The sequence below is a fragment of the Phytohabitans sp. LJ34 genome, assembly GCF_052068095.1.
GTDB lineage: Bacteria > Actinomycetota > Actinomycetes > Mycobacteriales > Micromonosporaceae > Phytohabitans.
Window position 1 is genome coordinate 51,383 of sequence record NZ_JBQHDG010000008.1, and the last position, 15,074, is coordinate 66,456.

At 73.4% G+C, this 15,074-nt stretch carries 15 protein-coding genes; 9 read left to right on the forward strand and 6 right to left on the reverse strand.

Annotation, left to right across the window (positions count from 1 at the left end; genetic code table 11):
• Positions 1-89: 89 nt before the first annotated feature.
• Both ACTMTJ_RS16085 and ACTMTJ_RS16090 read right to left on the reverse strand, forming a co-directional pair.
• On the reverse strand, positions 90-539 hold the full coding sequence (locus tag ACTMTJ_RS16085) for a hypothetical protein (RefSeq protein ID WP_441217220.1): 450 nt from the start codon (positions 537-539) through the stop codon (positions 90-92).
• A 247-nt stretch (positions 540-786) separates the two neighbouring features.
• Entirely contained in the window at positions 787-1,332 is a 546-nt protein-coding gene (locus ACTMTJ_RS16090) for a carboxymuconolactone decarboxylase family protein (RefSeq protein WP_441217222.1), read from the reverse strand.
• A gap of 106 nt (positions 1,333-1,438) precedes the next feature.
• Here ACTMTJ_RS16090 and ACTMTJ_RS16095 point away from each other — a divergent pair, with 106 nt between their 5' ends.
• From ACTMTJ_RS16095 to ACTMTJ_RS16105, 3 genes are all read left to right on the forward strand, one after another.
• Complete coding sequence (locus ACTMTJ_RS16095; RefSeq protein ID WP_441217223.1) at positions 1,439-2,575, forward strand: M20 family metallopeptidase; 1,137 nt, start codon at positions 1,439-1,441, stop codon at positions 2,573-2,575.
• A 21-nt stretch (positions 2,576-2,596) separates the two neighbouring features.
• Complete coding sequence (locus ACTMTJ_RS16100) at positions 2,597-3,715, forward strand: carboxylate-amine ligase (protein WP_441217225.1); 1,119 nt, start codon at positions 2,597-2,599, stop codon at positions 3,713-3,715.
• Between the two features lie 124 nt (positions 3,716-3,839).
• Positions 3,840-4,406 (forward strand): nitroreductase family protein, encoded by a 567-nt coding sequence (locus tag ACTMTJ_RS16105; protein WP_441217721.1) that lies wholly within the window; start codon positions 3,840-3,842, stop codon positions 4,404-4,406.
• Here ACTMTJ_RS16105 and ACTMTJ_RS16110 read toward each other — a convergent pair.
• From ACTMTJ_RS16110 to ACTMTJ_RS16120, 3 genes are all read right to left on the reverse strand, one after another.
• On the reverse strand, positions 4,390-5,934 hold the full coding sequence (locus tag ACTMTJ_RS16110) for an NAD(P)-binding domain-containing protein (protein WP_441217227.1): 1,545 nt from the start codon (positions 5,932-5,934) through the stop codon (positions 4,390-4,392). The two genes, ACTMTJ_RS16105 and ACTMTJ_RS16110, sit on opposite strands and share 17 nt — an antisense overlap.
• 66 nt (positions 5,935-6,000) lie before the next feature.
• Positions 6,001-7,209 (reverse strand): cytochrome P450, encoded by a 1,209-nt coding sequence (locus tag ACTMTJ_RS16115; protein WP_441217229.1) that lies wholly within the window; start codon positions 7,207-7,209, stop codon positions 6,001-6,003.
• Between the two features lie 36 nt (positions 7,210-7,245).
• On the reverse strand, positions 7,246-7,830 hold the full coding sequence (locus tag ACTMTJ_RS16120; RefSeq protein ID WP_441217231.1) for a TetR/AcrR family transcriptional regulator: 585 nt from the start codon (positions 7,828-7,830) through the stop codon (positions 7,246-7,248).
• 75 nt (positions 7,831-7,905) lie between these two features.
• Here ACTMTJ_RS16120 and ACTMTJ_RS16125 point away from each other — a divergent pair, with 75 nt between their 5' ends.
• The 6 genes from ACTMTJ_RS16125 to ACTMTJ_RS16150 all read left to right on the forward strand — a co-directional run bounded on the left by ACTMTJ_RS16125 (position 7,906) and on the right by ACTMTJ_RS16150 (position 12,873).
• Positions 7,906-8,487: a PH domain-containing protein gene (locus ACTMTJ_RS16125; RefSeq protein ID WP_441217233.1), complete on the forward strand. Its 582-nt coding sequence runs from the start codon at positions 7,906-7,908 to the stop codon at positions 8,485-8,487.
• A 12-nt stretch (positions 8,488-8,499) separates the two neighbouring features.
• Complete coding sequence (locus tag ACTMTJ_RS16130; RefSeq protein ID WP_441217235.1) at positions 8,500-9,165, forward strand: Pr6Pr family membrane protein; 666 nt, start codon at positions 8,500-8,502, stop codon at positions 9,163-9,165.
• On the forward strand, positions 9,158-9,781 hold the full coding sequence (locus ACTMTJ_RS16135; protein WP_441217237.1) for a pentapeptide repeat-containing protein: 624 nt from the start codon (positions 9,158-9,160) through the stop codon (positions 9,779-9,781). Before ACTMTJ_RS16130 ends, ACTMTJ_RS16135 begins: the two co-directional genes overlap by 8 nt.
• A gap of 69 nt (positions 9,782-9,850) precedes the next feature.
• A complete protein-coding gene (locus ACTMTJ_RS16140; RefSeq protein WP_441217239.1) occupies positions 9,851-11,242 on the forward strand; it encodes a M1 family metallopeptidase in 1,392 nt (463 codons plus the stop codon).
• A 375-nt stretch (positions 11,243-11,617) separates the two neighbouring features.
• Entirely contained in the window at positions 11,618-12,148 is a 531-nt protein-coding gene (locus tag ACTMTJ_RS16145; RefSeq protein ID WP_441217241.1) for an RNA polymerase sigma factor, read from the forward strand.
• Positions 12,145-12,873, forward strand: a complete 729-nt coding sequence (locus ACTMTJ_RS16150; protein WP_441217243.1) for a hypothetical protein — start codon at positions 12,145-12,147, stop codon at positions 12,871-12,873. Before ACTMTJ_RS16145 ends, ACTMTJ_RS16150 begins: the two co-directional genes overlap by 4 nt.
• Here ACTMTJ_RS16150 and ACTMTJ_RS16155 read toward each other — a convergent pair.
• On the reverse strand, positions 12,807-14,966 hold the full coding sequence (locus ACTMTJ_RS16155; protein WP_441217245.1) for an MMPL family transporter: 2,160 nt from the start codon (positions 14,964-14,966) through the stop codon (positions 12,807-12,809). The genes ACTMTJ_RS16150 and ACTMTJ_RS16155 overlap by 67 nt on opposite strands.
• Positions 14,967-15,074: the final 108 nt, after the last annotated feature.

Below are 15,074 nucleotides of genomic sequence, written 5' to 3' on the forward strand. Positions count from 1 at the left end.
CCGCGCGATGATGCTGACAGTTGGCCGCAGCGGGCCGATCCTCTCCGGCATGATCCCAATGATGATCCGCCGGCCGGGCCGCCCCGGGATCAGTTCACGTCGACGGTCACCCGCCAGGGCAGCACCGGCGCGCCGCACGGGATCTCGGGCGGGCAGAAGTCCCGGTACGAGGCCAGGCCGCCGCGGCCGGGCCGGGTAGCGCGGTATGCGGCTGCGGTCGTGCCGGGTGGTGGGGGCGCCGGCAGCGGCAGTGCGACCAGGACGTCGCCGCTGGCTTGGACTGGGGTCCACCAGTTGTGCGGGTTGGGGTATCGCACCGGGTCGACGGAGAGCGTGACGTACAGCCGTTGCCACCGTTGCAGGCAGATGGTGCGCCCGTTGTCGGCGTGTCCGAGCTGGATCGGCCGGCCGGTCGCATCGGTGGGCGCGCAGCCGGTCGGCGCCACCGGGTCGGCGGGAGCCGCCGAGCCGGCCGACGCCGGGGCGGCGGCCAGGGACGCGGCGACGACCACGGCGGTGAAAAGGGTTTTCGCGCGCACGAAACCTCCTCCAGTGGAACGATCAACATATCGATCGGAGTCTACCTTTTGGGTGCGCCGGAGGGAGAGGATCGAACAGCGGAGCGTTGTCGCGTCCGGGGTTGGCCGCCCTGCCCCCGTCGGCAGACGACCACCGCCGCGTGCTGGCCGTCCTCGCCTACCTGGGGCCGTTGGCCGGCTTCGCCGGCCCGGGCGAGGGCCGGCCGAGGCCACCACTCACCACCGGTGAAGGTTTGCGGCCACCGCGCTAGGGGGCGCCGTAGCCGCGCTCGACGATCCTGCGGGCGCTCATCTCGTACATGGCCGGGTCGGCCGGCACGAGCGTGGCGAGCCCGTCGACGTAGCGGTTGTACATGCAGAAGGCGGCGGCGATCAGCACCGTGTCGTGGATCTCCACGTCGGTGGCGCCCTCGTCGCGGGCGGCCGCCACGAGCTCGGCGGTCACCGCGCGCCCGTCGACCCGCACGGCCGCCGCGATGCGCAGCAGGGCGCGCAGCTTGGCCGAGATGGGCGCGCTCTCCGGGTCGGACACGACCTGGTCGACCACCTTCATGCCGCCGTCGAGCTGGGCCGCCGCGAACGCGGAGTGCGAGTCGCGGCAGAACGCGCACTCGTTGCCGCCCGAGACGTACGCGGCGATCAGCTCCCGCTCGCCCCGCGACAGCGTGTGCGGCCCGCGCAGCAGCACCTCGGCCAGCTCGTTGAGCGGCTTGGCGGTCTCCGGCCGGAACCGCATCGGCCCGCTGATGCCCGGAAACAGCTGCTCGTCGACGCCGAGATCGATGTGTGCCACGCCCGCCAATGTAGACGAGGGACGCCGCCGGCGAAATACGCGGATGTGCGGTATGACGGCACTTTCCGCGAAGGCGTCGAGCGGCGGCGGGTGCGATCGTCGATGCGTGGACGGTGAACGGGGCACCGCGATGGTGCGGGCGGCGCGGGACGGCGCCGAGGCGATGGTCCTACGGCTGCGCGAGCTGGTCCGGCACGAGTCGCCACCTGGCTCGCCACCACACCTGACCGCCTGCGCCGACCTGCTCGCCGGCTGGGGCGAGGCCGCGCTGGGCCGCCCAGCCCAGCGCGTGACGCGCGACGGGCTCCCGCATCTACTGTGGACGGCGCCGGACCAGCGGGTGCTGCTGCTCGGCCACTTCGACACGGTGTGGCCGGCGGGCACGCTGGCGTCGTGGCCGTTCGCGGTGCGCGACGGCCTCGCGACCGGGCCCGGCGTCTGCGACATGAAGGCGGGCATCGTGCAGATGTTCGCCGCCCTGGAGCTGCTCGGCGGCACCTCGCGCGTCGGCGTGCTGCTCACCTGCGACGAGGAGACCGGCTCGGCCACCTCCCGCGCGTTGATCGAGGAGCAGGCCCGCCGCTCCGGCGCCGTGCTGGTGTGCGAGCCGAGCACGCCGGACGGGCTGCTGAAGGTGGCCCGCAAGGGCGGCTCGGCGTACCGGCTCGTGGCCCGTGGCCGGGCCGCGCACGCCGGCGTCGAGCCCCAGCGCGGCGTCAACGCCACCGTCGAGATCGCCCACCAGGTACTCGCCCTGCCCGCGCTGGCCTCACCCACGGCGGGCACGACCGTGACGCCGACGCTGCTGGCCGGCGGGACCACGACCAACACCGTGCCGGAGCGGGCCACCCTCGCCGTGGACGTGCGCGCCTGGACCCCCGCCGAGCTCGACCGGGTCGACCGCGAGCTGCGCGCGCTGCGGCCGCACGTGCGCGGCGCCAAGCTCGTCCTGGAGGGCGGCGTCAACCGGTACCCGATGACCCCGGACGTCGCCCGCCCGTTGCTGGAGGTGGCCGCGGCGGCCGCGAAGGATCTGGGCCTGCCCCCGGTCGAGGGCGCGTACGCGCCCGGTGCCTCGGACGCCAACTTCACCGCGGCGCTCGGTGTGCCAACTTTGGACGGTCTCGGCGCGGTCGGCGGCGGCGCGCACGCCCGCGGCGAGTACATCGAGGTGCGCCACCTGCCGGAACGCGCCGCGCTGCTGGCCGCCGTCATGGAGAGCCTGCTCGCCACGGCCCGTTAGCGACCCGCTACTGTCCCCGGCATGGGGATCGACGGGGGCGCGCCCCGCTTCGGCGTGGAAGAAGAGTTTCTGGTCGTCGACGCGGAGACCCGCGTGATCGCCCCCGAGGCGGCCCGGGTGATCGCACGGGCCCGCGAGCGGCTCGGCGACCGGGTCGGCGGCGAGATCACCAAGCTCCAGGTGGAGACCCGCACGGCGCCCTGCCACACCGCGGCCGACCTGCACGGCCAGCTCGCCGAGGGTCGGGCCGAGCTGGCCGCTGCCGCGGCGGCCGAGGGGTTGCGCGTGGTGGCCACCGGCACGCCCGTGGTGGGCCGGGCCGCACCGCCGCCGATCACCGAGGGCCCCCGGCAGGACCGCGGCACCGCCACGTTCCGCGGCCTCCACGACGAGTTGGGCATCTGCGCGGTGCACGTGCACGTCGAGGTGCCCGACCGCGACCGCGCCGTGCGGGTCGGCAACCATCTGCGCCCGCACCTGCCGGTGCTGATCACGCTCACCGCCAACTCGCCGTACTGGGACGAGCGGGACACCGGGTACGCGAGCTGGCGCACCGTCACCTGGCACCGCTGGCCGGTCGCCGGGCCGCCGCCGGTCTTCGCGTCCGCCGCACACTACGACGACGTCGTCGGCACGATGCTCGACGCCGGGGCGATGGTCGACATCGGCACGCTCTTCTGGGACATCCGGCTCTCCGCGCGTCAGCCCACATTGGAGGTACGGGTCGCCGACGTGCCACCGACGGCGGAGGAGTCCGCGGCCTTCGCCGCTCTGGTGCGCGGCCTCGTGGTGACGGCCGGCGCGGCCGTCGACCGGGGCGAGCCCGCACCGGAGGTGGCGCCGGAGCTGATGCGGCTGGCCTACTGGCGCGCGGCCCGCGACGGCATCGCCGGGCACGGTGTCGACCTCCCCGGTGGGCGGCTCGTGCCCGCCATCGAGCTGGCCGAGCGGCTCGTCGAGAGCGCCCGGCCGGCGCTGGCCGCTTTCGGCGACCTCGACCGGGTCCGCGACTGGCTCGGTCGGCTCGCCGCCGAGGGCGACGGCGCCACCCGGCAGCGGCGGGCGGCGGCCGGCGGCCTCACCGCCGCGGTCGACCACCTCGTCGCCAGCACCGCGCCCGCAGAGAGCACGGCGCGATAACGACACGCCGCGCCAGCCGTGCCATCGTTGGTCTGTGAGCGCACCACTGCCGACCGAGCCACTCGACCTGCCGCCACTGTCCCCTGTGGACGCGACGCAGGCGGCCAAGCGGTTCGCCGACCAGATGGCCCGGCGCCGCTCGGTGCGCGACTTCTCCCCCGAGCCGCTGCCCGACGGCGTGCTGGAGGCGGCGATCCAGGCGGCCGCCAGCGCGCCCAGCGGGGCGCACGTGCAGCCGTGGCGCTTCGTCGTGGTGAGCGACCCGGCCCGCAAGCGGCGGCTGCGGGAGGCCGCCGAGGCCGAGGAACGCGAGTTCTACAGCCGCCGCGCGCCGGCCGAGTGGCTCGACGCGGTGGCGCCGTTCGGCACCGACTGGCGCAAGCCGTTTCTGGAGGTCGCGCCGGCGGTGATCGTCGTGTTCGAGGTGCATCAGGGCCCGCACAGCCCGAAGCCCTACTACGTGAAGGAGTCGGTCGGCATCGCGGTGGGGCTGCTGCTCGCCACGCTCCACCAGGCCGGCCTCGCCACGCTGACGCACACGCCCAGCCCGATGCGCTTTCTCAACGACGTCTGCGAGCGGCCCCCGGAGGAGCGCCCCTACCTGGTGATCCCGGTCGGCCGCCCGGCACCCGGCGCCCGGGTGCCCGCGCTCACCCGCAAGCCGCTGGCCGAGGTCATGGTGCGCTGCTGAGCTCCGCGCGGAAGAAGGCGAGCAGCGGCTCGACGTGGCGCTCCGGCCGGCGCCACTCGGCGAGCAGGTCTTCCAGCAGGTGCTGCTCGGCGACCAGCTCCGCGCCGCGGTAGCGCCGGACCACCGGGTGGATGAACGCGCTCTCCCGGGCCCGGCTCGGCGTCGGGTGCCGCTCGATCGCGAAGACGTCGCCGTACTCTTCGCGCCCCCACCGCAGCGCCACCGTGTAGTGGTGCGGCTCGTCGCGGAAGCGCTCGACCGCGTAGTCCTCGGGCAGGTCCTCGTAGTGGCGGAAGCACCCGGTGGCCGGGTCGAGCACGTAGGAGTCGCACAGGTACTCGAACTGGGTCCACAGCGCGGAGCTCCAGTTGACCCGGTCGAGCACGTGGGTGGTGAGCGCCTCCGGGTCGGCGGCCACCGTGCCGCTGGGCAGCGGCACCCCGTCGTACCGCTCGCGCAGCAGCCGGGCGAACGTGCGCAGGTTGTAGCGGAACCCGTCGATGAAGGGGGACGAGGCGTGCTTGATGTCGCGGGCCTGCGCGATCGTGCCGGCGAAGTACAGGTCGTCCACATTGGTCGACTGCCAGTCCGGGCGCAGCCCGGGGATCCGCCCGTCGCGCACCATCTCCGGCCGGCAGCTGGGGTCGAACAGCGACGTGTCCATCCGGAAGCCGGTGCACCGGACCACCGACTCGTACACCAACGTGTCGCGCTCGCCGTCGGCGTGGGTGTAGGTGATGTCCACCTCGTAACCCCCGTCGACCGGCCGGATCTCGTCGATCACGCAGTCGAGCACCGAGTGCAGCGTCTTGAACTGGTAGCTGTCGAGGATCGCGCCGTACTGCCCGCGCACGTCGCCGGGGTGCTTGGTATTCCACGCCAGGCGCAGCGGCTGGCGGCTGGCCAGGTGCACCATCGCGGTGTGCCCGAAGATGGCGCTCGCCGTCTCGAACGCGGAGTTTCCCTTACCGATGATCAGCACCCGCTGGCCGGCGAACGCCTCGGGCTTGGTCGCGACGTCCTCGTAGCCGACCGCGTGCTCGATGCCCTTGATGTCCGGCACGAAGGGCAGGCCCCACCCGGTGGCGACGATGACCGCGCGGGCCCGCCACGTCTCCGGTCCGCAGTGGACGTCGAACCCGCCGTCGCGGCGCACGATCCGGTCGACCGGGCAGTCGTAGCGCACGTCGAGCTCGTGGATCCGCTGGAAGTCGGCGAGGTAGCGGACCAGGTCGTCGGCCGCCGGCAGGTACTCGGTGCTGTACTTGGGAAACAGCAGGTCGGGTGAGTCGTTGAGCAGCGAGTTCCAGTCCCAGCGCAGCTTGATCTCAGGGTCGGTGCTGGTGGTGTGCACCTTGTTGAGCGAGATCAGCCGGCGGTGCCGCGGGTACTGCTGGAAGAACGCGGCCGGCCCCGGCTCCCGCTCCAGCGCGACGTAGTCGGCCCCCGCGCGCTGGAGGAAGTAGCTGAGCTGCAAACCGGCCGGACCGGCCCCGACGATGACGTACTGGCGCGTGCGCTGGTCCACCAAAGGTCGGCCCTTTCCCGTTCGACGCCCGGTGCGCACGACGATGCGGGCACGTGACCCCGCGTGTCAACTTCCAACGTGCGCTGGCACCCGGACGTCGGTGAGGACCATGCCGCTGGCCGGGCGGGCCGGGACGCGGCGCAGGGAGATGTCCACATCCTGGTCGGGGACCGTGTAGTCGAGCTTCGCCAGCCTCGGCAGCAGCGTGCGGAGCAGCGCGATCGTCACCATCTCGCCGGGGCAGCGGTGGCCGGTCAGCGGGTCGCCGCCGCCCTGCGGGACGAGCTCGTAGGCGCCCACCCGGCGCTCCAGGAAACGGCCGGGCGCGAAGCCGTACGGGTCGGGCCACAGCAGCGGGTCGTGGTTCTGGCCGTAGAGGTCGAGGAGCACCAGCGAGGCCGCCGGGATGCGGTGGCCGTCCCACTCCAGGTCACGGGTGGCGCGGCCACCCACGAAGGGGGCGAACGGGTAGAAGCGCCGCACCTCGTGGACGAAGGCCTCGGCGTACGCGGGGTCGCCGTCGCGCAGCCGGTCGCGGTGCTCGGGCCAGAGGTGGAGGGCGTGTGCGGCGAACGTCACGTACCAGCACACCGCCACCGTCGGCCGCAGCACGTTGAGCAGCTCGACGGCGGCCACGCGGGGGTCGAGCGGGTCGCCGGCGGAGTCGGTGTGCTCGGCGATCGCGGCCAGCGCGGAGCCGGCCGGCGCGGGCGACGTGCCGCGGGCCCGGGTGACCACATCGGACAGCCACCGCTCGCGGCGGGCCCGCGCCCGGCGGGCGCGCCAGTGGCGGGGCCCGGGCGTGGCGAACCCGTCCACCATGGACACCAGGTCGGCCGCGAGCGACTCGTCCGCGCGTAGGCCCACCCACGGCGCGACCGCGCGGGCGAGCACCTCCGCGGTCTCGTCGAACAGCACCACACTGTCGCGCGTGGACCACGTTTCGGCGGCGGCGTCCCAGGCGTCCGCGGCGTACCGCTCCAGCAGCGCGACGCCCTCGCCGGTCAGCATCGCGAGGAACATCGCCTTGCGCAGCCGGTGGTACACCCCGTCCAGGCCTTGCACGCCGCCGCGGCCGAAGAGCGTGTCCTGCACCGGCCCGGGCGCCGCGCCATGGCGCTGGATGTTGGTCTCGTCGTAGAAGAAGCGGGCCGCGTCGGGGCCGCAGAGGGCGGTCACGCGCCACCCGAACGCGCGGGTCTCGACCACGTGCTCGCCGGCGCGCCGGCGGCGGTTGGGCAACCAGCCGTACCCCTCCAGGAAGAACCCGAGCATGCACCCGGATGCCCGACGCCGCGCGGGCGCAAACTCCTACGCGAAGATCGTGTCCAGGTGGGCGTCGAGGGCGGCCAGCGCGGTCTCCGGGCCGTAGTGGCCGCCGAGCAGGTGCAGGCCCAGCCCTTCCATGAGCGCCAGCAGGCCCACCGCCGCCCGGTCCGGATCGGTCCCCGGACGCGGCCCGCCGGCGCGGATCTGCTCGGCCACGAACGCGAGCATCGCCGCGGTGTCGGCGCGCAGCGGGCCGGCGACCTCGGGGCGCACCGCCGTGTACGCGAGGAACGCCAGCGCCACCCGGCCGTCGGCGCGCCGCGGCTCGTCGACCGGCAGCACCTCGGCGACGATCGTGCGGAGCACCTCGCGGGGCGGCGGGTCGGCGCCGAGCGCGGCGGCCGCCGCGGTGAGCCGCGCCTCGCTCCGCTCCCGCACCACCGCGAGCGCGAAGGCCATCATCTCGTCCTTCGTGCGGAAGTAGTGCTGCACCATCCCGGACGTCACGCCGGCCTCGGCAGCCACGTGGCGCAGGCTCACCGCTTCGAGCCCGCGCTCCCCCGCCACCCGCAGCAGCGCCTCGGCGATGCGGGTGCGGCGCTCGTTGTGGTCGACCACCTTGGGCATGCCCACATGCTTTCACATTGCGAGTGCAACGTCACGCGTGTTACGTTGCAGTTGCAACGCGAAAGGAGGTGTGCGGTGCTCCGCACGGTCATCCGCTACGAGACGGCGATGTGGCGCGGCCTGTTCCGCTGGCTCACCCGGCGCCCCGTCCAGCTGGCGCCCGGCGACGTGGCCTTCGGGCACGCGGGCCCGGTCAAGCCGATCTTCGCGGTCTTCATCGTCCTGTCCGCGCTGGAGATCCCGATCTTCGACCTCGTCATCAGCCGGCTCGTGCCGTGGTCGACGGTCCGGTACGCCGCGCTCGTCGCCGGCGTCTACGGCCTGATCTGGATGATCGGCGCACTCGGCGCGCTGCTCACCAACCCGCACGTCGTGGGCGACGCCGGCATCCGCCTGCGCAACGGCACCTCGATCGACATCACGATCCCGTGGGACGCGATCGCCTCGGTCCGGCACCGCTACCGCTCGCTGCCGTCGAGCCGCGGCGTCCAGGTCGAGGGGACGGTGCTCCACCTCGGCACCGGCGGGCAGACGAGCATCGACGTCACGCTGCGCGAGCCGCTCACGCTGCCCGTGCACGAGGATCCGGTGGACGAGGTCCGCTTCTACGCCGACGACCCCAACGCCCTCGTGGCACTCGCGCGGACCCTTGCCTGATATGTTCCTTTTGTGGGCAATAGCCGCCAGCTCAGCCGGTTGTGGCACGCCGTCCTGTTCGCCGTCGTGGCGGCCGCCTTCGTCGCCCAGCTCGTCCTGGTGCTCCGCGGCGGCGCCGACGTCAACGCGGCCGAAGGCGAGGCGCCCGCGGGCACCGGCACCCGCGTCGTCAACCTGCTCAGCTTCTTCACGATCCAGAGCAACCTGCTGGTGCTCGCCGCCGCCGCGACCCTCGCCGCCAACCCCCTGAGGGACGGGCGCTGGTGGCGCGTCCTGCGCCTCGACGGCCTTCTCGGCATCACGATCACCGGCATCGTGTACGCGACGGTGCTCGCCGGCCAGGTGTCGCACGAGGGCCTCGCGTTGTGGCTCAACGCCGCCTTCCACTACTTCTGCCCACTGTGGACCGTGGCCGGCTGGCTGCTGTTCGGCCCCCGCCCCCGGGTCACCTGGCGCGTGGTGGGCTGGGCGTTCGCGTGGCCGGCGGCCTGGGTGGCGTACACGCTCGTGCGCGGCGCGGCCACCGACTGGTACCCGTACCCGTTCCTCGACGTGACCGACCTCGGCTACGCCGTCGCGCTGCGCAACGTCGCGGGCGTGCTGGCGATCGCGCTTGCCGTCGCCGCCCTCGCGCGCTACCTCGACGGGTGGCTCGCTAGGGTCAACAACCATGGCTGAGCGCAGGTACGGGGCACCGGCACCGCCGACCGAGACCGAGGTGCGCCACGAAGACTGGGCGTGCGACGACATCTCCGGGCAGGAGCACACCCGGGTCGCGTTCCACGACGTCGACCTGACCGAGGTGGTAAACCAGGGCGCGTCGTTCGCCGAGTGCACGTTCAGCGACTGCCGCTTCAACGCCTCCGCGCACAGCGACGCCGCGTTCGTCAACTGCACGTTCACCAACTGCTCGTTCTTCGATGCCGCCTTCACGGGCTGCAAGCTGGTCGGCAGCATGTTCGACCGGTGCACGTTCGGCCTCCTGAAGGTGACCGGCGGCGACTGGTCGTTCGTCGGGCTGCCCGGTGCCGACCTCAGCAAGTCGGAGATCGCCGGCGTACGCATGCGCGAGGCCGACCTCACCGGAGCCAAGTGCGCCGGCGCCACCCTCCGCCAGGTCGACCTCGCCGGCGCGCTGCTGCACCACACCGACCTGACCCGCGCCGACCTGCGCGGCTCCGACCTGTCCACACTGGACCCGTTGACGGTCACTCTGCGCGAGGCCGTCATCGACCCCGACCAGGCGGTCGTCCTCGCCGAAGCCCTCGGCCTCAGGGTCCAGCCCGCACTCTGAGGCCGGTTGTGGACGGCGGTCGTGGCTTCTGGGAGCATCGGCAGGCCAGCCCGGCGAGAGGAGTCCCCCATGGCCCGACGTCACGTGGTCCGCGCCGCCGCCGGCGTGGCCGCGGCCGCCATCTCGCTGGTCGTCGCCACACCCGCCTCCGCGGCGCCCGGTGTCGGCTCGCCCGGCCTCGGCGACCCGTACTATCCGCTGGCCGGCAACGGCGGCTACGACGTGCGCCACTACTCGCTCGACCTCGACTACGTGCGCGCCACCAACCACCTCGACGCGTCCGCCGTCATCGCCGCGCGGGCCACGCAGGACCTGCGGCGGTTCGACCTCGACCTGCGCGGCTTCACGGTCACGCGGGTGACGGTCAACCTGCTGCCCGCCTCGTTCACCCGGGACGGCCAGGAGCTGGTGATCACGCCGAAGGTCCCGCTGCGGCGCGGCAAGGCGTTCGTCGTGAAGGTCGACTACAAGGGCGAGCCGACCGAGGTGATCGACCCCGACGGCAGCAGCGAGGGGTGGGTTCCCACCGCCGACGGCGCGTTCGTGGTCAACGAGCCGCAGGGCTCCCCCGGCTGGTACCCGGCCAACGACAACCCGCGCGACAAGGCCACCTACGACATGGCCATCACCGTGCCGAAGGGCATCACCGCGATCGGCAACGGGCGTCTGCTGTCCCGGCGCGACCACGGCGGCAAGACCACCTGGCACTGGTACGAGGACTCGCCGATGGCCCCGTACCTCGCCACCGCCACCAACGGCGTCTTCGAGCTGCGGGTCAGCAAGGCCGGGCGCATCCCGCTCTACCACGCGGTCGACCCCGTCGAGGTGCCCAACGGCGCCTTCGACCGGCTGGCGGCCGAGGCCGAGATCATCGAGTTCTTCGCCGGGCTGTACGGCCCCTACCCCTTCAGCAGCGGCGGCGCGGTGGTCGACCACGCGCCCGAGGTCGGGTACGCGCTGGAGTCGCAGACCAAGGTGCAGTACGACAGCACGCCCAACCCGACCACCGTCGTGCACGAGGTGGCGCACCAGTGGTTCGGCAACTCGGTGACCCTGACGGTATGGCCGGACATCTGGCTCAACGAGGGCTTCGCCACGTTCTCCGAGTGGATCTACGACGAAAAGCACGGCGGCCAGACCGCGCAGGCGTCGTTCGACGAGGTGTACGCGCGCCCGGCGACGAGCTCGATCTGGACCCGGCCCCCGGGCAACGTGGGCGGTCCCGAGTTCCTCTTCTCCGGCACGGTGTACGACCGGGGCGCGGCGACGCTCCAGGCGCTGCGGGTCAAGGTCGGCGACAAGACCTTCTTCCGCATCCTCCGCGAGTGGTACGCCCGCAACCGCGACGGCAACGTCACCACCGCCGACTTCGTCCGCCTGGCCGAAAAGCGCAGCGGCAAGCGACTCGACGCGTTCTTCGACACCTGGCTCTACCAGCCCGTAAAGCCGACCACCTGGTAGAAGCGCACCGCAAAACAACGGTCCCGAAACCCCGGTTCAAATCAGACTCGAGCTACCGCGACGCCCGTCGTGGTCCAGACCGCCGCTCCCGCGGCCTCACCCATCCGCCGCTGGTCACGCGCACCCGAGCTCGCGGCGTGACTGATCGCCGCGTCCGTGGCGATCTGTGGCCCCTAGAGGGGCAATTTCTCGCCACGGACGCCCATGTGCGCCTCCGGCGGAGGCGCCGAAGTAACCGCGACCAACAGCGGACGGGTGGGGCCGCGGGAGCAACGGCAGCGACCATGACGAACGTCGCGGTAGCTCAAATCTTGATCTTTAATGGGCCAAGACAAGCCGACGTTAGATTCTGGGGTCCGCCGGACAGTACATGGTGTGAGCGAAGACGAAGAGCGGTTCGTGGCGCTGTGGCGAGAGCACAGCCCGCGCGTCATGGCGTACGCGTTGCGACATCTCGACTCCGACACCGCGCAGGATGTGGTGTCGGAGACGTTCCTGGTGGCCTGGCGCCGGCTGGCGGCCGTGCCGGACGATCCCCTGCCCTGGCTGCTGGTGGTCGCCCGCAACACGATCGCCAACCTGCGCCGCTCCGGTCACCGGCAGGCGCGGCTGGCGGCCGAGCTGGAGCGGTGGCGGCAGGTCGCCGAGCCGGCCGCGGCCGCGGACGTGCTGGCCACCGAGCGGGCGGCCGTGCTGGCCGGGCTGGCGGAGCTGACGCCCAAGGAGCGGGAGGCGCTGCTGCTCGTGGCCTGGGACGGCCTGCGGCCCGAGCAGGCCGCGAAGGTGGCCGGCTGCTCGCTGCCCGCCTTCCACGTACGCCTTTTCCGCGCGCGGCGGCGGCTGCGTTTCGACAGTGAACCGCGCCCCATTACCCACCCGCTTCCCGCACCAGGAGGTACCCGATGAGCAGGGAACAGACGATCCTCGAGAAGCTCCGGCCGGTCACCGCGGTCGACGACGAGTGGCCGCCCGCGGCGCGTGCGGCGGCGCTGGAGCGGCTGCTGCTCGCGCCTGCCCCGACGGCGGCCCGGCGCCGGCCGCGCCTTCTCGTCACCGCCGCGCTCACGGCGGGCATCCTCGCGGTGGGTGCGGGCGCCGCCACCGCCGGCGGGCTGCTGCCCGAGTCGTTCACCGGGTCGCTGTCGTTCTGGACGAGCGAGACGGACGGCGGGGTCGACGTGCAGACGGCGCGGCGGGTGGCGCAGGGGCCGGGCCCGGACGGCACGGTGCTGTCGGTGTGGTCCGCCCGGGGCGCGAACGGCACGGTCTGCGTCGCCCCGATGTTCGAGGCACCCGGGCCCGTCGACCGGCCGGCGCCGGCGGACTTCCGGCTCGCCGGCGGCCAGTGCGAGCCCGCGGATATGCGGTCGCAGCCGGTGTTCGGTTCGACGGGTGGTTCGTCGACCCCGGAGGGGATCCACACGATGTGGGCGAGCGCGGGCGGTGCGGTCCGTGCCGAGCTGCGCCTGACTGACGGGTCAGTCCGCCCGGCACTCGCCGCCGCGGGCATGTTCTTCTTCTGGTACGAGGCCAACGAGCGGGTCGCCCCGCCCACGCTCGTCGGCTACGACTCGGCCGGGACGGTGCTGGGCGAGCGCCCGCTGCCCGACCTGGACAGGCTCGGCCGCTGACGGCCGCTCAGGTGCGGCATGCGCCGGTGGAGCCAGCGCGGCAGCCACCAGTTCGCGGGGCCGAGCAGCGTCATGAGGGCCGGCACGAGGAACAGGCGTACCACGGTCGCGTCGAGGAGCACGGCGGTGGCCAGGCCCAGGCCGAGCATCCGGGCGAAGGGTGAGGGGTCGGCGACGAAGGCGAGGAACACGGCGGCCATGATCAGCGCTGCCGACGTGATGACCCGACCGGTGGCGGCGATGCCGCGGGCGACCGAGCCCACGGTGTCTCCGCTCTCGTCGTACGCCTCGCGGATCCGGGACAGCAGGAACACCTCGTAGTCCATCGACAGTCCGAAGAGGACGGCGAAGAAGATGATGGGCAGCGGCGAGGGGATGATGACCGTCTCCTCCAGGCCGAACAGCTCCTTGGCCCACCCCCACTGGAAGACGGCCACGATCACGCCGTAGGCGCCGCCGATCGAGAGCAGGTTCATCAGGATGGCCTTGAGCGGCACGAGGATCGACCGGAACACCAGCATCAGCAGCAGGAACGACGCGGCCAGGATCGCGCCGACGAAGATCGGCAGGGTACGCGTGAGCTGCCGGCTGAGGTCGTCGGTCAGGGCGGTCAGTCCGGAGACGGAGGCGTTCTCCGGGACCAGGGCGCGGATCCGTTCGAGCGTCCGGGACGTGGCGGCGTCGGCGGGTGCGGTGGTGGGGACGGCGCGGATGACGACCGCGTCGCCGGCGGGAGAGGCCTGCGGTTCGCCGACCGAGGCGATGCCCGGGTCGGCGGCGACGCGTGCGGAGAGCGCGGCGATGTCACCGGCACCGGTGCCGGGGCGGCGCAGGTCCACGACCAGCAGCAGCGGGCCGTTGACCCCCGGGCCGAAGCCCTCGGCGAGCAGGTCGTACGCGCGCCGGTGGCTAGTGCCCGTCGAGTCGCCGCCGGCGTCCGGAAAGCCGGTCCGCATCGCCAGCGCCGGGGCGGTCAGCGTGAGCAGGAGCGCGGCCGCCGCGAGCAGGTACACCCATGGACGCCGGGACACGCGGAGGGCCAGGCGCCCCCAGGCGGCGCCGGTGGCCCGCCGCCGAGGCAGCGGGAGCCGGCCGCGGTCGATGCGGTCGCCGAGCAGTGCGAGCAGGGCGGGGAGCAGGGTCAGGGCGGCGGCGGCCACGCCGAGCACGACCAGCGCGGTGGAGAGCCCGATCGAGATCAGGAAACCCGTGCCGGTCAGCGCGAACGCGGTCATCGCCACGACGATGGTCCCGCTGGCGAACACGATGGCGGACCCGGCCGAGGCCATCGCACCGGCCAGCGCGGCGGCGTTGTCGGGGGCGGTGGCGCGGTTCTCGCGGTAACGCGCGGTGATGAACAGGGCGTAGTCGATGCCGACGCCGAGCCCGATCATCCCGGCGATCACCGGTGCGACGGAGGAGACGTCCATGGCGTTGGCCAGCAGCGCGATGCCGCTGACGCCGGCGGCCACGGCGAACAGCGCGAGTACGATCGGCAGCAGCGCGGCCACGACCGAGCCGAAGGCGACGAGCAGGACGATCAGCGCGACCACGAGGCCGGCCGCCTCCGCGCCCGAGGCCTCCGTCTCGGCGTTGATGAACGTCGCGTCGCCGCCGAGCTCCGCCGTCACGCCGGCCTGCCGGGCCGGCTCCAGGGCACCCGCGATCGCTGTGAAGGGCGCCGGGCCGAGCTCCGTGGCGGGCGTGTCGAAGGTGATCTCGGCGTACCCGATGCGCCCGTCGGGCGAGACGGTGCCGGCGGCGAACGGGCTGGCCACGGCGGTCACGTGCGCGCCGGCCGCGATCCGCTCGACCGCGGCGTCGACGGCGGCCCGGTGGCTGTCCAGCCGCTGGCCCTCGGGCACGGCGAAGACCGCGAGGGCGGCGCCGCCGGCCGCCTCGGGAAACCGCTCCTCGAGCAGCTCCATCGCCTGCTCGCTCTGGCTGCCGGGAGCGACGAAGTCGTCGGCGAACGCGCCCCCGGCCGTGCCGGCCAGCGCGATGACGGCCGCCGCGGCCATGATCCAGGCGGCGATGGTGATCCAGGGCCGGCGGGCACTCGCCACGCCGATGCGCCGGGTGAAGGAGTTCATGGCCGTCATCGTCGGCGGCGGCACCGGGCCCGGTCTCCCGGCGCCGGACGGGGTGGCCCCTCCCCCGCCGGGCGGGCGACCGGGGGCGTTTCCCTCCGCCCGGCGGCG